Genomic DNA, 21,479 nt, shown 5'->3' on the forward strand with positions numbered 1-21,479 from the left:
TGAGTTCGACGTTTCCCTCGGCGTAAAGTGTCCTAACGTCTAACCGCTAAAACGCGCAGGCTCGCCGATAATTTCTCCATAAAACGGAGTTTCCTTAATCTTCAGGTTATATCCTTTGACAAATAATATTTCAAGATTGACCGTGTCTTCCCGATTGTATCCTTCTAAAATTTTGAGCGCGTCCATATCGTCGTAATCCACGTATTGTTTCCAAAGATTCACCGCTTCGGCGCCGGTGATCGCGACCGCTTCCGGCCTATGGATGCCCAACGCCTTTTCGCATCCTTTGAGTCCGCCCTTGATCCCGAGAGATCTTAATAAAAACATAATATCGATGTGATTGTTTCTAAAACGAACGTTAAACTCCCTTTCCAAAAAGGGAACGTCGAACGCGATCCCGTTGTAGGAAACGAAAATCCGATCCTGACTGAGATTGTCTAAAAAAAAATCCAAATTGAATCCGCGAATATAAGAACGATATTCGATTCCGTCGAAAGTTCCGATCACCGTCGTTCTGTCCTCGTTTCCCAAACCGGTGGTTTCGATATCCATATAAAGAAGTTTTTTCCGAATCGTAGGAAAAAGTCTCCAGTAATGTTTGGCGGAAAGAACGTGAAAGAAGTAAAAAAAGTTCTCCCTTTCCAATTCTTTTTTAGAAAACTCTAATGCGTCTAAAATCAGATTTCGAATCGGAACGGGTTCGGTCTTTAGGTATTTTTCAAGATCCTTCCAATCGTAAATTCCCTTTTCCCAAAGATTTTTTTCCTCCTTGGAATCGATCCCGGGAAGATGACAAAACGTATGTTTCAACATCGATTTTTCCTTACGGATTTCAGTACGAGAATAAAACGGAAAATTAAAATCGAAACACAAAAGACCCACAGAAAAGAATTTCCGAATTCGGTATAAATCGTCGGCTGGAAAGAATCGAGTCGAATCGAAAACGTTCTGATTCCGGTTTCGTGAAATCCGATCGGAACGATCCGAGAAATTCCACGAGCGTCCCAGACTTCGGAAATCCCGGAAACGGCGGAACGGATCAAAGGCAGACCGGTTTCGATCGCCCTCAATCGAACGGCGCCGGAATGTTGATACGCTTCCAATTCCGAATCGAACCAGGAATCGTTGGTAAGGTTGATCAGAATTTCCGGTTTTTGTCCGGTTTGATAGTAGTCCAAAACGAGTTCCGTGAACATCGCTTCGTAACAAAGCAAAGGCAAAATCGAATAAGAATATTCTAAATTACTAATTTTTCTGGGTCGTTTATCCCGGGAGAAAAATTCAGATCTGTAAATTTCCGGCTCGTTCAACCGGGAAACTTCCTTTTCGCTCGGAGACAAAATCGGCTTTGGGTTCCGGATTTTATTTCCGATCAGAAGTTTGGGGATTTCTCCGGGAACGTAGCGGGAGGTTTCCTTGAAGATCGAACGTAAAAAAGGAAGTTCGTTTTCCATAGGAAGGTATTCGCCGAAAGCAAGAAGTTTCCTTTTATCGTATCGTTCGAAACTTCCGTCCGCGTTTTTAAACAAACCGACCTGATTCCTCAATTTACCCCCTTCCATATTCAATTCGTTGAATATAATATCGGCTCCGGTATGTTTGGAAAGATATAAAACGATCCCTTCCATCGTGGAAGAATAAATGTGTTCCTTTCGATTTTCCTGCGAATCGATCGTGCCGTGAAACGGAATCGCGGATTCCGGAATCACGATCAAGGACGGCGGATTTTCGGAAGTGATACTCCCCCTTAAGGCCAAAGAAAAAACCTTACTCATGGTCACGCTCAAAAAATTCGAGTCGGCTTTCAAGTCCTTCGTTCCGGGAGAAGTATCCGGTTGAATCATAAGTACGGAAAGGTCTTTCGATTTCCCTTCGTAAAACGAAGACTCCGCGTATCCGATTCGGTACAAACCGTAAAAATAAACGGAGGCGATTCCGATCCCGGCGACAACGGCGATTTTGAACTCCTCGGACTTTTTTTCTTTAAAATAATTTACGAATATTATAAAAACGGAAGATATAAACAACAAAAGAAAACTCAGCCCGTAAACTCCGCAAATCGAAGCGAACTGCTCGAACACGATCGAACCCGAAACCAAATTCCCCCAATACCACGGAAAGATCTGAATCGTTATCATATCCGCGACGGCTCCGGCGGCGGGAAATACCAAAAACGTCGAAGGTTGCGAAACGGATTCTACTTTAGAAAAACGGAATAAAGTATAAAACGGAAAGAACTTCAAATGCGAAACGAGTCCGTACAATAAGAAAAAAAGAACGGAAACGACCGGACCGGTTCCCGCAATTCGGGAAACGGCTCCCGGAATCCAATAAAACGCGACGCAGTTCAAAATCTGGGAAAGAATCAAAATCCACAACGAGGCTTTCCAAAACGGTTCTCGATTGAGGGAAAAAAACAAGAACATACAGGAAACGGCCGCAATCACTCCGGCCGAAAAAAATGAAAATGGGGAAAGCCCCAAAAGAGTTCCGCCGCCGACTCCGAAACAAAGTAGAAATCGATATACGAAAGAGTCTTTTGGAATGAAACGGTACGGCATCAATTTCGGTTTTTCTTCATCTCCTCTTCATACTTAAGTCTTCTTGAATATTCTTCCGCTTCTTCCTTTCCGAGATTTTTGATCCTAATTTCCGTAAACGCCTTTTCTCTCGCGTCTCCTTTTACGTTGGGATTTTTCCCGGCCCAATCGGACTCCTCTTGTGCGGTTTGTTTTTCCTTTTTTTCTTTTTCGTCCGCTTCCTTATAAACCGCTTCCATACGGTCCGCGCCGTCCTTACCGAAATATTTTTCGCGGATGTTTCTCGTTTTGCCGTTTCGATCGGACAAACTCAGTCGTTCCAATTCGTTTTCTCTCAGGAACATTTCGGTTTCATAGGTATTGTATTTCGGTTCTCTTGTTCTTAAGGTATTATAATATCCGCCGTAGACATTTTTTCTAAATTCCTCGTATCTTTGCATTCTTTGTTCGCCGTTTAAGGATTCCGTATCCTTTAAAAATCCGCTCAAGGATTCCCGGTAAGTTTCTTCCGCGTCTTCCATACCGAAGATGAGTTTAACGTCGTTATCGGAAAAAAATTCCTTTCTTTTCTTTTTAATAAGTTCGTATTTTTCGGTTCTACCGAGTTTATCGGGAAGTTCAAATTCCTTCATGGTCGTTTCATACCTCAAGTAACCCGAAAAAAGTTTCATTAGATATTCCGCATCTTTTCCGGAATAGTGATCGGCGATGAAGGCCCGGATAATTTCGTTACACTGTTCGTAACCCGCACTTTCGGGACATTGTCTTCTCAAAGCCCAAAGCTCGGAGACTAGATTGACTTCTCCGGTGGAAGCGTATCGAATCAAATCGTCGAAGGAGAGCCAGTTTCCGTTCTCATCGAAGATTTTGCGAGAAGTATCCACGATCGCTTGGTTTAAAATCCATTCGCCGGATTCCGAACGTTCGAGTGTGAACTCCGCGTCCGAGTTTCCCAAAACACTTTCGGAACCTACGCTTTTTTCACTTAAGAACACGAACCAGATCAATGCGATTAAAATCGTCGTAATCAAACCTAGGATTGTGGGAAATTTAATTCTTTCCTGAAGGGATTTCATGGACCGTGATTTTTAAAAAAATCTTTCCTAAGGCAAACCTTTTTTGTTTTTTCTGAACGAGCGGTTCGGATGAAATGACAAAGGAATGCGACAAAAAAAACCGATTCTCTATTACCCGGAAGGAACGGTAGGGGCCAAAGAAATTTTTTCAAGGTTCGAAAAGTTGGAGGTGAGATCTTATCCGTCCGATCGAATCGAAGAGACGGTCCGAGACGAACCCTCGATTCTGATCGCGAACACTAGATTCAAAGTGAATCGCGAAAACATCCGAAAATTTCCTTCCGTGAAAATTTTTGCTACCGTAAGTTCCGGAACGGACCACGTGGATTTTAACGTTCTCAAGGAATCGGGAAAGGTTTTTTTGAACGCACCCGGTTGTAACGCGGGTTCGGTCGCCGAATACTGTTACGCCGGTCTTTTGAGTCTATTTGACGAATCCGAACTGAAAAATAAAAAGATCGGCATGATCGGACACGGAAACACAGGAAAAGAATTTCATAAAATTCTAATGTTACAGGGAATCGATCGTATTTTTTACGACCCGTTTTATAAGACGGAATCCTCCTCTTTAAAGGAAGTTTTGGATTGTCCCGTCCTTAGTTATCACGTCTCTTTGACCAAAGAAGGCCCGGAGTCCACGTTTCATTTTGTGACGGCCTCTTTGATCGATTGTTTAAAACCGGGGACGGTATTTATCAATACAAGCCGGGGGGAAATCCTTACCCAAGCAGCGTTTGATCGTCTGATTGCAAGAAATGATATATTCAAAATTTTAGATGTTTTTGATCCCGAGCCGCCCTCGATTCAAACGGGCAAAAAACTCTCCGAAACGGATCATTCGATTTTCACTCCGCATATCGCCGGCTACAGTCAGTTGGGGAGAGTGAGCGGAACCTACAGAGTCGCCGAAAAGTTATCCGTCTTATTCGGGGACAATCCTTTGCCGCCCTTGGAATCTTTTTTGCAAACGGAAGGAGAATTTAAAACTTCCACTTTCTTAAAAGAAGAGGACCGCCTTTTACGAGAAGCCTGGGGAAAAGGAGATGGGGCTTATTTTGAAAAAAGAAGAAACTCGTATCCGGTAAGACTGGATTGGGGATTGATTTGATTTTTTACGGATCACGTTATATTAGACTTTCGTCAATCGTAAGGAAGAATTCCCCTTTGTAATCCGTATTTGGCGCATAACTCGGCCGTTTTATTACGAAGCGCCATTCGGTAGTTTTCCGGCATTCGATGACTTTTGGAAAAAAATTTTTGATACTTGGGGATAAGATGAGGATGATATTTTTCGATCGCTTTAAACACAAGAGATTTGTTATCCGAAGGATCGTTTCCGCCGAAAAGAGTCAGACTTGCCGGAAAAATATATCGGATTCCCGCGTCCTTAAACGTCTGAAATAGAAACTCCAAATTTTCACCGGTGTCCGAAATATGAGGAAGTAAAGGCATCAAACTCACTCCGCTGAAAAAACCGTTCGCTAAAGTAACCTTTAAAGCGGAAAGACGTAAACTCGGAGCGGTCGCCCCCGGTTCAAAAACTTTAGCGACGGAATCGTCGAGAACGGAAAAGGAAAACGTAATGAACGATTTACGACTCAGTCGACCGCGCAAATCCTCCGGAAGAATCGCCTCCTTTTCGATTTCGCTTAACAAATCCAGATCGCGCAAAATCAGATCCGATTTAGTGAGAATATGAACGGGAAATTTGTATTTTAGAATTATCTTAAGTAGCTCCCTCGTGAGACCGAGTTCTTTTTCGAATTGAAGATAAGGATCGGTTGCCGAGGAAAGAACGATGATTCCGTAACGGTTCTTTTTGACGCAGTTTCGGAGTTGTCGATCCAGAACTTCCACCGCGTTTTCCTTAAAGGAAAGTTTATCTTCGATGTTCAAGCCGTATTTGCTTCCGCCCACATAACAATATAAACATCGAAACGAACAACCGCTGTAAGGGTTGACGGTATAATCGTCCAAAAACCAAGGATCTCTTCGTTTGGTTTTATTTAAGACGTTTTTAATCCGGATACTTTGAGGCATATTTAGCGGATCGACTCAGTCCGATTTCGATTTTTGTTTTAAAGAACGGTTGAATCGATCCGTCCGTTTTCAAATGAGATTCAAATTTTTGAATGATATCTGGATGGAATTTGGAAACGGTTTTAAAGGCCCAGCCGATTCCTTTTTTCGAATGAAAGTCCTTTGTATCGGCTTTTGTTAAGAGAAGTCGAAACGTTTCCTCCACGTATTTTTTTCCGAGACCTTTTTTGACCGCGTAATGAGCGGCGACGCCGACGGAACGAACGACCCAAACGTTTTTATGATCGAGGTAGGTTTTTAAAATCGGAAGAGAACGTTCGGGTTGTTTGAGAAGAAAGTAACCCATAACCCTTTCTCCGACGATATCGCAAACATACCATTCGTTTCCCAAGACGATATAATCGACCGCCTTTTTTAAGGATTCTTCGAAATGATTTTCCCAACGAAGTTGAAGTAGGATCGCGGCGATAACGTAACCTCCCATATGTTTCAAATTTATGATTTGATCCGTAAAGGAGATCTGTTTTTTATTCGGAATTTTAAAATAGAGTTCCTTTCCCACAAACTCCAATAACGGGAATTTCACTTTTTTCCGCAAGAGATCCGATTCGATTTTGGAAACCCAAAAACTTTCATCCGCATCCGTAGAATCCCAAAGATCTGCGAGGATTGATTTAATTTCTTTTTTGGAACGAACCGAATCCATGGAAAACTCATTTTACAACGCGACTAACGCGGAAAATAAAAACGCGGTTCACGTTCAAGGCGCCATTTCGTAAGCGTCTTTGTAGGAATAAACCTTAGCACAAACGCGGTTGAAAAGTTCTTCGTCCTCCGAAGGTTTAAAAATCATAGCCGAACATTTTTCCATCTGCTCTTTCGTACTGCTTCTTTTGGAATAGAGTTGAAGCGCGTATTTGGAAAAGTCCCTCACCATAAAATCGAAAATCTGACTTAAGAGGTCGTCTTCCACCTTTTCGATCGAAGCGTTTTCGATCAAAAGTTGACCATAGGCGACTAACGTGAACAACTCACCGAGGATCAGCATAAAATCCAAATCCTTGGACTGTTTCGAATCCGGAGGTGTGGACTTTAAAAATTCCTTCAGGACCACAATCTGTTTTCTGAAAATCCTAACGTTCGGAAGGTCCACGCTCGCGTACACTTCGTCGTAATCACGGAAAGTGATCTTTTCAAAACCTTTCGTTGTGGTTCCTTGGTTGAATAAAAAGTCGTCGTTCTTAAACTCGTTGATTTTAGGAATTACCGGAAGCGCGGAATTCGGCTCGAAGAAATAATTGTTCATGAACTTGATGATCAAGGCCATGTTGACGTGTGCGGTTCCTTCGAGTTTGGGAAGTCCCCGGATGTCTTTGGCGGCCATTTCAAAATACATATTCTTTTCAAAACCTTTCGCCGCGATCACGTCCCAAAGAAGATTGATGACTTCCTCGCCCTGCATCGTAACTTTCATTTTGACCATCGGGTTAAAGAGCAGATAACGTCTGTCGGTCGCGGACGCGGATCTCATATAATCCTTGGCTCTCGAAGCGAAAAGTTTCATCGAAAAAAGCCTACAATACGCGTCGACGAACATCTGTTTGATCTGGGAGAAGTCGGTTACATTACGATTGAATAATCTTCTTTTGGAAGCATGATTAAGAGCCTCGTAAAAAGAATGAGTGCAGATTCCGATCGAAGCCCAACCTAGATTGTATTTACAAATCGCGATCGTACTCAAGGAAGCGTCCCAAGCCTCTCTGTCTTTGGAAAGAATGTCCTTTTCGGAAATCGGATAATCTTTTAACGCGTATTCTCCCACATAACTCTGAGAGTTGACGACGTTTTGGATCAACTCGTAATTCTTATGACGCGAGTCGACCGCAAAGAAAACGTAGTTCCCCGTGTCTTTCATTTTTCCGAAAGTGGAAACGATGGCGGCCTTGTTCGAATTTCCGATATAGTATTTTCGTCCGTTAGCGACGTAGTTTCCGTTGCCTTTGTTTTCCAAAGACATATCGCTGGAAATCAAATCCGCTCCGTGTTCTTTTTCGGAAAGACCGAAAGCGAAAATTTCTCCGTCTAACAACAGTTTTGCGGTTCTATGTTTGATCTCCTCGTTCCTGCTGTTCCAAATCGGACCGAGCCCCAACATGGAAACCTGCCACGTATACCAGTAACAAAGTCCGTAAAAACCCGCGATCTCGTTAAAGTCGCAGATCCGAGTCGTGTCCCATCTGGAATCGCTTTCCCCGTAACCCGCGGGAGTCATCAAGGTCGCAAAAATCTTTTCCTGTTTTTGAAACTCGAGAAAATCCGCATACCAAGTTTGATTTCGATCGTCTTCCTTTAACTTGTTCTTACCTTTCTTTTCGAAAAAGGCGATCGTACGTTTCATGATGTTTCCGGATTTCTCGTCCAGATGTTTAAATTCCGTTTTTTTAGGGTTCAATAGATCCATAGTTGTTTATCTCTTTATCGATATGTATTTCAAGCCGGGACTTTTCCAATTTTCAAGTCAAGAAACTGGGTTTCGGAAAAAAGCCCTAAAGAAGAATCAAACCGGAGGCGAGGATGTAAATCAGAAATTTACGCGTTTAGGACAAAGTTGTAGTTTAATCAAAAGGACAACTAAAACGTCGGGCGCTCGGGTAATTTCAAAAAAATTTTCTTTTTTATCGGAGAAATGCGAATGTTTTAGGGGTTAGGAATTAGGGGCTAGGAGTTAGGGATTCAAATAACGTTTATAAATAATGTTATTATTTTGGAATATTCTAAATTTATTTCCAGTGCCGATTAATTACATAAACATTGTCATTTTAGAATATTTTAAATTTTATATATTAAAAAAACTGTAATTTACACAACGCGACGACGCGCCAAATCCGGCACGGTCGTCGATTGAAAGGAATCTAAAAAAGGGAAAGAAAAAGGGACGGCTTGGAAAAAGGCGAATTGTGAACGGCCTCGGCGTCGGAAATCGTGATCGCATTCAAACCCGCTTTGAGATATTCTGCGAGCCCCTGAGTTTCCGATTGACTGAAAAATATGTCCTTATCCAGCCATATCACTTTGAGATTAAAGCCGTTCCATATATTCTGAGAAACGGACAATCGCGGAACGGCATTGGTCGTTTCGCCGGAAGGATCCAAACCGACGATGTTGGCCGCGGCCGGATACGGTTCCAGATTGCTCATAGTCTCCAATTGTGCCGCAGTGGGAGCGCCCGTAACCGGCACACCGTTCACAGCAAATTTCGTATTGATGTAAAAATCATCCGGCGTTTGCACAAAAAGGCCCAGTACTAAGTACGGCGGAAAAGGAAATGAGTCCAAAATCTTCAATAGCCTAAAGTTCCAAACAAAACTTTTTGCGGAACCGCACGAGATATCGTTTATCGGATCGCACATAGGAGCGTCCCCTCCATACCAAGGTAAGGGAGCAGGAATATCGCTCGCGATCAGGATCGTATTTTCGATACCGAATGCGGTCAAAAGACTGGAACCGGCTTTCTGAAATCGGCTCTGGATCGTCTGAATGACGAGACCGCCGATACTATGCCCGACGATAGTCTGGATCTTTTTATTTTCCGTAATCGTCATCCTACCGAGCAAAGCGCGTAGAGCGTCTCCGTAATTAAATACGGTCAAATCACTCGCGTAAGCCGGTTTTGCCGCGGTGCCGGGAGCGACCGTACTGGCTCCGTGTCCGGGAAGATCCATGATGTAAACGTGATGAGCCTTTCCTTGGTTGATCAATTCTTTGGCCAACGGTTCAAAGAGTGTGCTGTTATCTCCGAAACCGTGAACGAACAGAACCGATTTCGGATTCACAATGATCGGTCCCCCGCTAGGTCTTTTGTAATGAACGACATTGATCGTATAATAGGTGGTGTAAAAGGAATAATAACCTCGGCCAATCAAATCATACGTAAGAATTTCCCTTGTATACGCGGCGCTAATCGAATTCACGCCGAATAGAGAGATTAAAAAACATACAGTCAGACCGATCCTTCTGAATCGATTTTGAACTTTCCGAATACCCAATTCAATCTTCATCTAATGTTCTCCTTACTTGTTTTAAGGAAGAAAACTCGGTCTTCTATACCCCGATTTCTTTCTTCATTCGAGTCACAGGAAAGATCATTTAACGATGGGATTGTAAAGTAAATTTAGACTTTTAAGACATAAAATTGACTCTTTATTATAAATAAATTGTCATTTTCATTAAAAACGGGTTTAAAGCGTAAAAATGAAATAGATGTAGGGAGTCTGAGTTTGGTGCCAGGAAATTAGAAAGAATATATCGAAAAAGACGAAGAAGAAGTTAAGATGGAGACATTTTGATTTATAGACCCTTTTTAAAAAATGTGGGAACTCACACGTTCTAGGGACCAGTGGATAGAGGGCCAGGGTGCAAGGGATTTTCCTAATCGAGGTGATTAGACTTTAACAAAGTATAATTTCCTGATTCTGTAAAACCACTCGAAGCGTAGGTTGGTCACGACGTTTCAGAATTTAACGCCTTAAAGTAAGGGAACGAATTTCACTCCGCCCACCGATTCAAAAGACCAGCCGCCCCGGTTTCTTTTTGCGATCATCAAAAGCTGTTCTTGTTTTCCCATCGGAAAGATAAAAATCCCTCCCGGAACCAGGGAACGAAAGTAGGAACTCCCCGCGTCGGGAAGATCGGGAAGCGCCGCGCAGGAAATCATCTTATCGAACTGGAGATCCGGCTTGAGAATTTGAGTCGCATTTCCGCCGACAAAACGATTTACCTCGGTGCAACCCGGCTTCCAGCGTTCCAAATTTTGAATCGCAATTTTACGGAGGGAATCGAAAAACTCGACGGAGAATAACGTTGCTCCGAGAAAAATCAAAACCGCGCTTTGATAACCCGAGCCGGTTCCGATTTCAAAAACCCTATCCCCTTTTCGGATTTCAAGAAGCAGAGACATCCATGCGACCATAAACGGTTGTGAAATCGTCTGACGACATCCGATCGGTAACGGTCTATCGTCGTACGCTTGAAAGAAGTGGGAATCGGGTACAAAACATTCTCTTGGAACCGAACGCATTGCGGAGAGAACTTCACGATCGTGAATCCCTCGAGAGACGATTTGAAAATCGACCATATTCTTTCTCTCTTTTTCACGAAGAATTGGATTACAAATTTTAGATGAAGAAGACATTCCGTCTCTCCCAACCAACCATCCTAAGAGAACGAGCGTTGCCGATCTTTTTCGTTGACAGTGCGAGCCGCTTTTCTATTCTGTTCATGAGTTCGGCCTTGTAGCTCAGTCGGTAGAGCAGAGGACTGAAAATCCTTGTGTCGGGAGTTCGATTCTCTCCGAGGCCAGAGCTCACAACTTTTCATCGAGCCGCTTTTCTTTCTTCTCCCAACTTCCAAAGTTCCGAAAAAACGACTTCGTCGATCACCTTACAAAGTTCCGGTTTGTATAATTTTTTGACCGGAGGTTTCGGATAGATATGAATTTCGTCCGTGTCGGGAATATAAGTCATCATCTTTTGGATCTGATCCTCGCCTTCCACTTCGTACATCGTATAAGACATTCCTTTGGATGGAATGATCTGTTCCGTTTCTAAGTATTTCATTCTTTTCCTAAACCTTTTTCTCTTTCCCACTCTTCCAAAAACGAAAGATTTTTCTGCTGGATGTTTTCCTATAGGCTAATCAATTCAACGTATTTGTAAAGTAAAAGAAATGAACAAGTCCCTCGTCTTACTCAGAGGTATTCCGGGAGCCGGTAAAAGTACACTTGCCAAACTCTTGTCCGAAAACGGGAAATATCCCGTATTCAGCGTGGACGATTATTTTACGGATTCAAAGACGAAAGAATACGATTTCGATTTTAAGAAAAATCATCTCGCATACAAACACTGTGAAGAGCGCGTTCGAAAAGAAGCGGAGAAAGGAACCTCGAAAATTTTTACGGACAACACGTTTACTCTTTCTTGGGAAATGAAACCCTACTTTCAAATTGCATCCGAATTCGAATATGCGGTTTTTGTCGTCACGGTGGAAAACTATCATAACGGAAAAAACATTCACCACATCGACGACCAATCCTTGAAAAAGATGGCCTCAAAATACAAGGTTCGTCTCCTTCCGGAAAATCTTTAAACCGCAATTGGCCCGTTTGGAAGTCGTTTGAAAAATTTTCAAACCCAAACAACCCGCCTTTTCGTTTCCTTGTTTTGTCGCTCGGAACCGAAGTAGGATTTGATTAATCGCAAATTTAAAAATGAACTCGTAACCCCTAGAAACGTGGGAACTCCTGCATTTTTCAAAAAGGTTTTCCTTTTACAACCTCCCATCTATGTCTCTTAAGCAAACTGTTCGTATGTAAATGACCGAAACTCACCTTAATTGTATAAGATCGAATGACGCAGACGGGAAAGAAAATTCAAAATCAAATCCTAACCCCGACCCTTTCAGAAAGGATACGATTTTGTTTCCGTCAAAAGAAACGATTCTATAACTTGAGAATCCGCAAGATAAATTTTATATTTACCGAATTAACAATCCATTGCATTCTATACTAAGCGGTTATATTTTGTATCGAGTAGGGATTTTACAATGAGTTCAATGAATGGAATGAAGCTGGGCAATCGAGATTTAGACGTCATAAATTCTCCGGAACAAAGAAAACATATTATTGAAAAACATTTATTGAAACAAAGCCTAAGCGTAAGAGGGGACGTCGATAAGGAAACAGTTACCATTCAGAAATACGTGGATAACGGGGAAAAAATCGTCGTGGAAATATCGGGCGACAAGGCGCTTCCCGAAGACGAAGAAATCATATTGTATCGCATTCTCGCCAAGTACGTCCAATTGGAATGTAGTTTTTTGAAACACCTCAACTCAAAACTCGTAGAACTCAGCGTAAACAAAATCTCGATCGCCAAAACCAACCGTGCGTTTCCCCGTTATCCCGTTGCGGAAGACGCGGCTCACGTCACGAACATCAATTCTTCCAAAACGGTAATCGATGCGTCCTTGTTCAACATTCCCACTTTGGTCAAGGTATGTTTTGAAGACTACAAAACGAAATTAAAAACGGATCAACTCGGTTTGATCGAAATCGACGTTTTCAAATCCGATCAGGATGAAAAATTCGAATTGGTAAAACGAAGCAAAAAATACATTCACATTGAAAACACTTCCCTGGAAGAATCTTATAAGTCCAAAAACGAAAACCAAATCGATATCGAAGATCAGATCAACGAAGAAATCGATTCTATGATGAGGAAATACAAGGATGAAAAAATCATCACTGAAATCATCTATCCGATCGTTTATATCAATCACTCGAGACAATCCATTCCTCTCGGTTATATCTGGGTAAGAAACAAGGAAAAACCTCTCGGTAAGGACACGATCGAAAAATTAGCCGAACTTTCCAAAGAGATGGTCGCTCGTATCAAAGAATCCAACACCGTCATGACGACGGAAAAATTTCCGATCATCGACATTTCGAACAACGGCATCTGCGTCAAAATCACCGACGCGCATCTGATCCAAACCCTTCCCAAACACACGGGATTCGTTTTCGACATTTACATTCGTATGCAAGGTTATTTCAAAGTGTTCGGAGCGATCCGTTGGGTCACTTATGACGAAGTCGGAAATCTGATTTTGGGAATGGAACTGGTCGCGAAGTCCTCTTTTCCGGGAGAACGGGAAAAGTTCCACAGAAACGTAGAACTTTTGGGTCAGGGAAAATTTACGGGTCTAAAAACGCACGCGATCTAATTTTCGCTTAAGTAACGCAAATTCAGCGGCTGGAAAGTTTGGGCGAATCCAGCCCCGGCGCTGCGATTCATAGAGAGCGGTGCCGCTCCGGTTTTTGGGCTGGACCGCGCTCTTCGTTCCAATCTGCAAAGCAACATGTTATATTATTAGTATATTCCAAAGTATTCATGCTTTGAATCATGTTGCATTGCAGGATTTCCACTACGATCGCTTTCGCATCGGTTATACCGAACTCACATCAATGAGTATAGTATGTTTTTTGAATCCGTTGACCGGTGAAAATTCTTAGAATTCGGCCTTAAATTCTCGCCAACCTACCTTCCAACATCTCGATGATCTGATTCACATTCTTTTTGTTGATTACGATTTCGTAAGCGGCCGCAAGAATCGGCGTATTCTCCGCCGTGATCTGCATCAGATTCGGCATCACCTTGAGACCGTAAAATCCGTTCGACATTCTTTCGGACGGAGAACCGTATGCGATATCGTAACCGGTCTTCCTGTCTTTTGCTTCCGTTCCGAAACAAGAAAGCATAAAGTCGGTAAGTCCGGAAAGACCGAGGAAGGTTTCGGGCTGCCCTCCCATCTTCGTACCGATCGCGGTCATCTCCGTAAAAAAACGATTGGATAAATGAAACAGAGAATTGTCCACGTTGCCTCCGAGTGTCTGCGTGAAATACCCTTCCACGATTCCCATTGCAAGCGCGTAGATCGTTTTGAGAGCGCCCCCCAATTGGACGCCTTTGACGTCGGTCGGAATTCTCGCCGGTCTCGGAAAGATATAACCGGTGGTAAAAAGTTTTTGAACTCTCGGAATGAGGGACGCGTTAGACGCCGCTATCTCAAAGCCGGAAATTTTTCTCTCCATAATCTGATCCGGATAACAAGCTCCGGCGATCACCCCGAGACGATCGTCCTCAAGACCGAACGCGGTCTGGACCTCGTCCAAAATCAAACCCGCACTCGTAAAACCTTTGACCACGTTGAAAAAAGGAGCCTTGTTCCTGTTTAAGTAGGGTTGAATTTCGGGATAAACGTTGATCAGTTCCCAAGGGTTGGTTCCTTGAATGAATAAGGTCGCGGTTTTTAACACTTCCGGATCGGACGTAAAAATCAAATTCGGAGGAAGTTTGTAAAGAGGATAATATTTCAACTCCCTTCTTTCCGTATTACATTGTTCCGTATACGTTTGATCCGGATGATAAAGATAAACAACTACGTCCTTGTTTGCAAGAAGGGTCGCAACCGCAATCGACATGCTGCTCGCGCCGATCACTACGATTTTTTCTTCCGGTTCCTTGGGAAACTTGATGAGAATATTCTTACCGGAAACGTCCCCTTTGTAGAGATTTCTGTAAGTTCCGTGTTGGTGTTTGTTTAGATTGGAACCCACGAGAAGAGCGAGGTTGTCGATCAGGAATTGTTTTTTATCGCCGTGTTCCGGAAACTGAAGTTGTTCCACGTCCTTAGGAAAGGAATCCATCAGCTTACGGGAAAGTTCCCCGACTAACACGGGTTTGCCGATCACGAGTTTTCCGTTCACCTGATTGAAAAGCAGACTTGTAGTGGGGAGGATCTTGTCCGTCTTTTCCAGAGAGATAGGAATGATGACCTTGTTAGCGACGTAGTGATAAACCGTTTCGACAAACGGCATCAGCCTTCCGTCTCTGGAACGGGTTCCTTCCGGAAAAATCGCGACGATCTTACCTTCCGATTGCAGTTTTTGCGAATGACGAAAAGCCCTCATATTGATTTTGGTCATCACATCGGAAAGACTCGGATTGTCCGCCATATCCCTTTTGGAACAAACCAGAAGGGTTCCGAACATATAAAGACCGAGGCGGGTAAAATCGGGTTCGTAGGCAAGTCTACCCGCGATAAAAACGAGTTGTTCCGCGATCGACTTTCCTTCGGGAGAACAATTATAAAGCTGATGAAAGATCGCGGGCGCGTCCAAATGAGACAGGTGATTGGAAATCAGAGTGATCGGATATTTACCGATCAGAGGTTTGACCGCTTTTAGGTTGTCCACACCTTCCACGGTGAACTGCTTCATAATCGGAGAGAGGAACTCCATCATAAATTCTCTGGATCTTTGTTCGGGAGAAGTATAAACTCCGACCGTTTCCAGAAGATTCGGTTCTTTGAATACGTCCATCACCGGAGGCATAGGAGTAATCGATGAAAGATATAAAAATTTCTGGAGAATCTTTTTGGCTTCTTCCTCCGTCATTCCGGAACGTTTGAATAAATGAATGTTTTCAAAAAATTCCTTCTGCCACTTGCCTACGCTGGATTCCTTATCGACCATCGTATACCTTCCTAAGTACGTCCAAAAATAAATTCTTTAATAACCGTTTCTCAAAACGAGAAACCGGATTTTTTATATCCCGATACGATCAAGGAACGGAGTTTGAAATCGTTTTCGAAACTTCCGAACGAAAAGAAATTTTCGAACGGGTTCTCACCGCTTCGGAGATATCCCGGAAAAGCCTGTTGAAAGGACTTATCGATGTCATAGATAGAAATCTAACGATGAAAAGATCCTGGATCGGTTGATAATCATTCGTTTGCATGGGAATTGTCATTCTATTTTTTTAAAAAGGTTTGAAATCTAACGTCTTAGTATTGAACTGTATTCTGGCGTTGAAGTCTTTCAAAACATGAATCAGAATCTTCCAGAACCCAGCCAGAAAAAATGGATCCCGGACGGATTTCACTTTCTCGGACCCGAAGACAGCAAAGATAGAAGGATCTTATTGGAAACCGTATCCGGTGTTCTTAAAAAAAAAGGATACTCGGAAGTATTCTTACCGGCGTTCGATTATAGCTCCACGTTTCTTCAAACCGTTTCCGCGCCCGACTCTTCTTCTTTATTCAGAATTCGTGATCTTTCCGGCAACGAGATTTCTCCCAGCATCGATCTCACTGTTCAAGCGGTCAAAGGGATGGCCGGTTTTTCTCATCAAAGAGAAAATCAAAATATCTTTTATATCGGAAGAGTTTTTAGGGAAAGTATAAAGGGAAGCGCATCTCGTAAGGAAGTTTTGCAGATCGGCGCCGAATCGATCGGAGTTTCCGGAAAGGAAAACACATTCAAAATTTTGGAAGAATTGGACGAAATCGTTTCCTTACTTCCTCTCGAAAACAGACTAACGCTTATTTTAGGAAACGTGAATCTGTTTCAGTCCATCGTTCAAGAGTTCGAACTCGGTTCGAACGAAATCCAAATTCTTTCCACGTTACTCTATCAGAAAAACGGCAACGAGATCGAAAGAATTTTCGGAGAAAAAAAGAATCATTCCGATTTGATCCGCTTATTAAACGCGCTCGTATTGAACTTCGATCCGGATTCCTTGAGAAATTCTCTGAACATCGCTTCTCTTTCAAAAGATCTGCAAAAAAGTTTAAATTTCATTCTCGAAGAAACTTCCTGGATTTTTAAATCCTGGGAATCCAAAAAAAGAAAGATCGATCTTTGTATCGACTTTTCCCTTTTGAGAGATCTGAACTATTATACGGGTTTTGTCTTTCAAGGATATCTGCAAGGTTCTCCCGATCCGGTAGTAACGGGCGGGTCCTACGATCATCTCTACGAAATGTTTTCGGGAGTTCAAAAAGACGCGAGCGGTTATGCGCTTGTAGTGAACACATTGGAAGTTTCTCTTAGAAGCCCTGTTCCCGACTCCAAATCATGAAACGTAATCAAATATTTGAGGAAAAACTATGCCCGCATCGTTAGTAGTAGGAACCCAATGGGGTGATGAAGGAAAGGCGAAGGTTATCGACTTTCTTTCCAAGGACACGGACATCATCGTTCGTTATCAAGGCGGCGCGAATGCCGGACATACCGTCGTCGTTCACGGAAAAAAATACGTATTCCATTTGGTTCCTTCCGGAGTGATCTACGATCAAACGATTTGTGTGGTCGGAAACGGAGTTGTTCTGGATCCTCTTTTTTTCATAGAAGAATGTGATCGCCTTCAAAAGGAAGGATTTCCCGTTTACGACAAACTTTTGTTAAGCGACGCGTGCCATCTTCTTTTTTCGTATCATTCCCAAATCGATTCCGCCAGAGAAACTACGTTAAGCCAAGAACACAAGATCGGAACCACGAAAAAGGGAATCGGGATCTGTTATGCGGATAAAATGATGAGGACCGGACTACGAGTAGGAGATCTTTTGGACAATTCCTACGAGTCCCGCTTGAAACATTTGGTCGAGGAAAAAAATCGCGAACTCGACAAACTCTACGGAATGCCTTCCGTTTCCTATAACGATATCAACGAAGGTTTGAAATTTTTTCTTTCCAAAGTAAAAAAGAATATTATAAATACTGCATATTATTTGGATGCGGAACTCAAAAAAGGAAAACGGGTCTTATTGGAAGGCGCGCAAGGAACCGGCTTGGACGTGGACTTCGGAACGTATCCGTATGTTACGAGTTCCAACCCGACAACCGGAGGCGCGTTGATCGGAACCGGAATTTCGTTTCAACATCTCAAACACGTGATCGGGATCACGAAGGCATATACGACAAGAGTGGGAGAAGGTCCTTTTCCGACGGAACTTTTAGGAGAAGCCGGAGAAGCTCTTCGTCAAAAAGGCGGAGAATTCGGAGCGACCACCGGACGCCCGAGACGTTGCGGTTGGTTTGACGCGGAAATGTTGAAACATTCCGTTCGGATTAACGGAATTACTTCGATCGCATTGACGAAGATCGATATTCTTTCCGACTATGATAAGATTCCGGTTGCGGTCGGCTACAAACTGGGCGGGAAAACTCTGGATTGTTTTCCATCGCAAGGTTTGGAAAAAGTGGAAGTGATCTATGAAGAATTTCCAGGATGGAAATCGGATATTTCCGGCATTCGCGAATTTCAAAAACTTCCCGAGAAGTGTAAGGATTATATCTCTACCTTGGAAAGATTTATCGGAGTGAAAATCAATTTAGTATCCACCGGGCCGGACAGAAAAGATACCATTCATGGAGATTCTTTTTAAGAACCGGAGTTTTTTTCGACGTTTTTGATTGACCCATGACACTCGATAAATATCGTGTATTTCGTAACGCTTCGAGTCGTTAGCTCAGCTGGTAGAGCAATTCCCTTTTAAGGAATGGGTCCGGGGTTCGAATCCCCGACGACTCAAGGATCAGTTCTCATACGCCGCCATCGTCTAGTGGTTAGGACACAAGATTTTCATTCTTGGAACAGGGGTTCAATTCCCCTTGGCGGTACCACTTCTCTTTTTTCCCTACAATATTCACTTTTAGTAATTTGATTTTCTTCTCTTTGTATTCGATTTCTCAACTCGGATTTTCCCTTGGAGCTATCGAGTGGATAGATTTGATTTTTTGAATTCCCTCATTCGATGACTGAACTGAGTTTCTTTCGAATTCGATTTTTACGTTACCGTTGATTACTACTGCGGCCGGATTATACTTGTTGGAGAAGCAATTTCCCCGTCATTGTATGATAAAGCCGAAGAGAAGCGCGCCGATTCTATTTCTTTTTCGATTATTCTTACCGGTAATCTTCATTCCGGCTTGGTCGCCGCTGCTAGCGATTGTAAGTTAACGTGAATTCGACGGTTGAAATCTTGGGCGAATCAGAAACTCAGGTGCGTTCGCTCCCTGAGCGCCGACCCATAGGAAGGCGTTTCCTGGGTCGCTCCGCAGCTCGCGAATTTCATAGCTAATAGGCTCTAAACTAGTCCTTCGTCGATCTGTATGTAATACGGGTACGACTTTTTGCAATTGGTATAAGAATTTTTAAATCATAATGTTATACGCCGGTTTGATTCGGCGCGAAAACAATAAAAAACCCGGCAACACAATCGTGTATAACCGGGTTTTTCCGTGATTCCGAAAAGTTCGGGAAAACAAAGAACTCTATTTCTTTTCTATTCCTTTTTTCCTGATTAGAAGCCGCTTATTTTTTTGCGGGTGCCGGAGGAGCCCCGGCGGATTTCCTTGCGGTTCTTCTTTCTTCTCTTACTTTCTCCTGAGTATCTCGTTTTTCTTCTCTTTCTTTGAGAAGAATCGATCTTTCTTTTCTAGAAGTCAGCTCCAAAATTCCAACCTCCGAATTATCGGAAGCTCTGTTCACGAGTTTTAACACGCGGGTATAACCGCCATTTTTACTTTCGAAACGTTTCGCGATATCTTCGAAAAGTTTCACCACAACTTCGCGATCCTTGATTCTTTTCATCACTTCGCGTTTGTTGTGCAGTTGAACCTCGGGTTTCAGATCCACTACAAGATTTTTCTTAGCTCTTGTAATCAGTTTCTCCGCGTGAGAACGAATCACTTTCAATTTTGCTTGAGTAGATTCGATTCTTTCATACTTAAAAAGACTCGTAATCATGTTGTTGATCAACGCGTCTCTGTGACCTTTGTTTCGGTTTAAATGTTTTACTTTATTTCTTTTGTTCATTTTAGAAATCCCTCATTCCGAAGGAAAGACCCAGAGTGGAAAGTTTCACTTTCAACTCTTGCAGACACTGGTCGCTGTAGTGTTTGGATTTCGACATTTCTTCTTCCGATCTTTTTACGAGATCTCCGATAAAATCGATTTCCAAACTTCTCAGCACATTGAGAGAACGAACGGAAAGTTCCAATTCTTCCACGTGTTTTGACAAGGAAGCTTTGAGTTTTTCATCCGCTTCATCCAGTTCGTCGTCTTCTTCTTCCAGCTCTTCTTCGAAATTGATAAATACCGTAAGATGTTCTTTTAAAATTTTCGCAGCTTGAGCTACGGCGTCGTCAGCCGATACGGAACCGTCGGTCCATACTTCCAGAGTCAGTTTTTCGTAATCGGATCTCTGAGCCACACGGGTTTCAGAAACTTCGAAAACCACTTTTTGAACCGGAGAAAAGATAGAATCCACAGGAATCGTTCCGAGTACTTCGATATCTTTTTTCTTTTCTTCCGCAGGAACGTAACCTCTTCCTCTCTGAATTTCCAAATCCATCACCAGATTTGCATCTTCATTCAGAGTCGCGATATGAAGATCCGGGTTCATAATTTCAATGGAAGAATCCACGGCGAGATCTCCCGCTCTGAAATACCCGGCGCCTTTCAGTTCGAGATGAATGATCTTGCTCTGATCTTTTTCTTCAGGCTCGTATTTAATACGAACTTGTTTTAAGTTCAGAATGATTCTCGTTACGTCTTCCGCAACACCTTCGATGAAGGAAAACTCGTGGTTTACCCCTTCGATACGAATCGCAGAAATCGCAGCTCCCTCGATCGAGGACATAAGTGTCCTTCTGAGAGAGTTACCGATAGTTGTCGCAAAACCCCTTTCAAAAGGCTCTGCAACGAACTTCCCATAATTGGGAGCGTTCGCTTCCGTGTTGAATTCAATCTTCTTAGGACGTTTAAATCCTTTGAGTAAGCTTTTGAGAGACAATTTGAGACCCTTCTATCAGATTTTATTTCGAGTAAAGCTCTACGATTACCTGTTCTTTAACCGGTAAATCGATATGATGACGCTCCGGTAATGCCGTAACGTCCCCGCCAAAGTTTGTGTAATCCGCCGACAACCAGGATGGAACTCCCTGCAACGACTGAGACAAACGAATGTTATCAGCCACGAACGTAGAAGTTCTAAACTTCTCGCGGATTTCCACCTTATCCCCTACGTTCAGTCTGTAGGAAGGAATATCCACTCTTTCTCCGTTCACAAGAACGTGTCTGTGAGCGATAAAGTTTCTCGCTTGGCGGCGAGTCACCGCAAATCCAAGACGATAGATTACGTTATCCAATCTTCTTTCCAAAAGTTGTAGAAGAATTTCACCCGTCACACCGTGCGCGTGAGACGCCTCTTCGTAGTATCTGCGGAATTGTTTTTCTAAAAGTCCGTAAGCTCTTTTGAGTTTTTGTTTTTCACGGAGCTGAGCGCCGTATTCCGACACTTTCCCTTTCCGCTTTGTAGGCATCCCAGGAGGACCCTTGCGGTGAAATTTATCTTTATTAAAAGTATAACTGGACTTAAGGAAGAGATCAACTCCCTCCCTTCTCATGATTTTTACTACGGG

19 protein-coding genes and 3 tRNA genes (1 of these 22 running past the window's edge) are annotated in these 21,479 nt (G+C 42.9%); 9 read left to right on the plus strand and 13 right to left on the minus strand.

What is annotated here, in order from left to right; translation table 11 throughout:
• Nucleotides 1-39: 39 nt before the first annotated feature.
• The 3 genes from LEP1GSC060_RS07100 to LEP1GSC060_RS07110 are packed head-to-tail and all read right to left on the minus strand — an operon-like array spanning nt 40 to nt 3,616.
• The gene (locus LEP1GSC060_RS07100; RefSeq protein WP_003000000.1) at nt 40-813 is read right to left on the minus strand and encodes a ribonuclease H-like domain-containing protein; all 774 of its coding nucleotides are present in this window, start codon (nt 811-813) and stop codon (nt 40-42) included.
• Entirely contained in the window at nt 807-2,561 is a 1,755-nt protein-coding gene (locus tag LEP1GSC060_RS07105; RefSeq protein ID WP_002999984.1) for an apolipoprotein N-acyltransferase, read from the minus strand. Before LEP1GSC060_RS07105 ends, LEP1GSC060_RS07100 begins: the two co-directional genes overlap by 7 nt.
• Entirely contained in the window at nt 2,561-3,616 is a 1,056-nt protein-coding gene (locus tag LEP1GSC060_RS07110; protein ID WP_002999948.1) for a lipase secretion chaperone, read from the minus strand. The genes LEP1GSC060_RS07105 and LEP1GSC060_RS07110 overlap by 1 nt, the downstream gene beginning before the upstream one ends.
• 85 nt (nt 3,617-3,701) lie before the next feature.
• Between LEP1GSC060_RS07110 and LEP1GSC060_RS07115 the strand changes: the two genes are divergently transcribed.
• Nucleotides 3,702-4,724: an NAD(P)-dependent oxidoreductase gene (locus LEP1GSC060_RS07115; RefSeq protein WP_002999857.1), complete on the plus strand. Its 1,023-nt coding sequence runs from the start codon at nt 3,702-3,704 to the stop codon at nt 4,722-4,724.
• 32 nt (nt 4,725-4,756) lie between these two features.
• On the opposite strand, the gene LEP1GSC060_RS07120 is transcribed toward LEP1GSC060_RS07115, so the two are convergent.
• Complete coding sequence (locus LEP1GSC060_RS07120) at nt 4,757-5,656, minus strand: SPL family radical SAM protein (RefSeq protein ID WP_002999801.1); 900 nt, start codon at nt 5,654-5,656, stop codon at nt 4,757-4,759.
• Complete coding sequence (locus LEP1GSC060_RS07125) at nt 5,634-6,242, minus strand: DNA alkylation repair protein (RefSeq protein ID WP_002999822.1); 609 nt, start codon at nt 6,240-6,242, stop codon at nt 5,634-5,636. Before LEP1GSC060_RS07125 ends, LEP1GSC060_RS07120 begins: the two co-directional genes overlap by 23 nt.
• A gap of 28 nt (nt 6,243-6,270) precedes the next feature.
• Here LEP1GSC060_RS07125 and LEP1GSC060_RS20520 point away from each other — a divergent pair, with 28 nt between their 5' ends.
• On the plus strand, nt 6,271-6,435 hold the full coding sequence (locus tag LEP1GSC060_RS20520) for a hypothetical protein (protein ID WP_002999936.1): 165 nt from the start codon (nt 6,271-6,273) through the stop codon (nt 6,433-6,435).
• Here the strand turns inward: LEP1GSC060_RS20520 and LEP1GSC060_RS07130 are convergent.
• The 3 genes from LEP1GSC060_RS07130 to LEP1GSC060_RS07140 all read right to left on the minus strand — a co-directional run bounded on the left by LEP1GSC060_RS07130 (nt 6,417) and on the right by LEP1GSC060_RS07140 (nt 10,847).
• Nucleotides 6,417-8,117 (minus strand): acyl-CoA dehydrogenase family protein, encoded by a 1,701-nt coding sequence (locus LEP1GSC060_RS07130; protein ID WP_002999837.1) that lies wholly within the window; start codon nt 8,115-8,117, stop codon nt 6,417-6,419. The two genes, LEP1GSC060_RS20520 and LEP1GSC060_RS07130, sit on opposite strands and share 19 nt — an antisense overlap.
• A 451-nt stretch (nt 8,118-8,568) precedes the next feature.
• Nucleotides 8,569-9,714, minus strand: a complete 1,146-nt coding sequence (locus LEP1GSC060_RS07135) for an alpha/beta fold hydrolase (protein WP_002999847.1) — start codon at nt 9,712-9,714, stop codon at nt 8,569-8,571.
• 467 nt (nt 9,715-10,181) lie between these two features.
• Nucleotides 10,182-10,847 (minus strand): protein-L-isoaspartate O-methyltransferase family protein, encoded by a 666-nt coding sequence (locus tag LEP1GSC060_RS07140; RefSeq protein ID WP_002999807.1) that lies wholly within the window; start codon nt 10,845-10,847, stop codon nt 10,182-10,184.
• Nucleotides 10,848-10,941: 94 nt separating this feature from the next.
• On the opposite strand from LEP1GSC060_RS07140, the gene LEP1GSC060_RS07145 reads away from it, so the two are divergent.
• Nucleotides 10,942-11,014, plus strand: a tRNA-Phe gene (locus LEP1GSC060_RS07145).
• Between the two features lie 14 nt (nt 11,015-11,028).
• Here LEP1GSC060_RS07145 and LEP1GSC060_RS07150 read toward each other — a convergent pair.
• On the minus strand, nt 11,029-11,271 hold the full coding sequence (locus LEP1GSC060_RS07150) for a hypothetical protein (RefSeq protein WP_002999987.1): 243 nt from the start codon (nt 11,269-11,271) through the stop codon (nt 11,029-11,031).
• A 109-nt stretch (nt 11,272-11,380) separates the two neighbouring features.
• Here LEP1GSC060_RS07150 and LEP1GSC060_RS07155 point away from each other — a divergent pair, with 109 nt between their 5' ends.
• Both LEP1GSC060_RS07155 and LEP1GSC060_RS07160 read left to right on the plus strand, forming a co-directional pair.
• Entirely contained in the window at nt 11,381-11,800 is a 420-nt protein-coding gene (locus LEP1GSC060_RS07155) for an AAA family ATPase (RefSeq protein WP_003000030.1), read from the plus strand.
• Nucleotides 11,801-12,256: 456 nt separating this feature from the next.
• Nucleotides 12,257-13,435 carry a DUF1577 domain-containing protein gene (locus LEP1GSC060_RS07160; RefSeq protein ID WP_003000099.1) on the plus strand — a complete coding sequence of 393 codons (1,179 nt, stop codon included), beginning with the start codon at nt 12,257-12,259 and terminating at the stop codon, nt 13,433-13,435.
• A 298-nt stretch (nt 13,436-13,733) separates the two neighbouring features.
• On the opposite strand, the gene LEP1GSC060_RS07165 is transcribed toward LEP1GSC060_RS07160, so the two are convergent.
• Nucleotides 13,734-15,746 (minus strand): 1-acyl-sn-glycerol-3-phosphate acyltransferase, encoded by a 2,013-nt coding sequence (locus tag LEP1GSC060_RS07165; RefSeq protein ID WP_002999878.1) that lies wholly within the window; start codon nt 15,744-15,746, stop codon nt 13,734-13,736.
• Nucleotides 15,747-16,098: 352 nt separating this feature from the next.
• On the opposite strand from LEP1GSC060_RS07165, the gene LEP1GSC060_RS07170 reads away from it, so the two are divergent.
• The 4 genes from LEP1GSC060_RS07170 (at nt 16,099) to LEP1GSC060_RS07185 (ending at nt 18,677) form a co-directional block, all read left to right on the plus strand.
• On the plus strand, nt 16,099-17,133 hold the full coding sequence (locus tag LEP1GSC060_RS07170; protein WP_003000048.1) for an ATP phosphoribosyltransferase regulatory subunit: 1,035 nt from the start codon (nt 16,099-16,101) through the stop codon (nt 17,131-17,133).
• 28 nt (nt 17,134-17,161) lie between these two features.
• Nucleotides 17,162-18,439 (plus strand): adenylosuccinate synthase, encoded by a 1,278-nt coding sequence (locus tag LEP1GSC060_RS07175; RefSeq protein ID WP_002999981.1) that lies wholly within the window; start codon nt 17,162-17,164, stop codon nt 18,437-18,439.
• Between the two features lie 73 nt (nt 18,440-18,512).
• A tRNA-Lys gene (locus tag LEP1GSC060_RS07180) sits at nt 18,513-18,585 on the plus strand.
• A gap of 17 nt (nt 18,586-18,602) precedes the next feature.
• Nucleotides 18,603-18,677 (plus strand) — tRNA-Glu (locus tag LEP1GSC060_RS07185).
• 691 nt (nt 18,678-19,368) lie between these two features.
• Here the strand turns inward: LEP1GSC060_RS07185 and rplQ are convergent.
• The 3 genes in view from rplQ to rpsD are tightly spaced (at most 22 nt apart) and all read right to left on the minus strand, a layout consistent with a single transcriptional unit that may run on beyond the window.
• The gene (rplQ, locus tag LEP1GSC060_RS07190; RefSeq protein ID WP_003000041.1) at nt 19,369-19,872 is read right to left on the minus strand and encodes a 50S ribosomal protein L17; all 504 of its coding nucleotides are present in this window, start codon (nt 19,870-19,872) and stop codon (nt 19,369-19,371) included.
• 1 nt (nt 19,873) lies between these two features.
• On the minus strand, nt 19,874-20,851 hold the full coding sequence (locus LEP1GSC060_RS07195) for a DNA-directed RNA polymerase subunit alpha (protein WP_002999928.1): 978 nt from the start codon (nt 20,849-20,851) through the stop codon (nt 19,874-19,876).
• Between the two features lie 22 nt (nt 20,852-20,873).
• Nucleotides 20,874-21,479 carry the 3' portion of a 30S ribosomal protein S4 gene (gene rpsD / locus LEP1GSC060_RS07200; protein ID WP_036095691.1) on the minus strand. It continues 18 nt past the right edge of the window, so the window shows 606 of its 624 coding nt (coding positions 19-624); its start codon lies beyond the right edge, outside the window — the gene reads right to left on this strand; its stop codon occupies nt 20,874-20,876.

The sequence above is a fragment of the Leptospira weilii serovar Ranarum str. ICFT genome (assembly GCF_000332415.1).
In the GTDB taxonomy this organism is placed as follows: domain Bacteria; phylum Spirochaetota; class Leptospiria; order Leptospirales; family Leptospiraceae; genus Leptospira; species Leptospira weilii_A.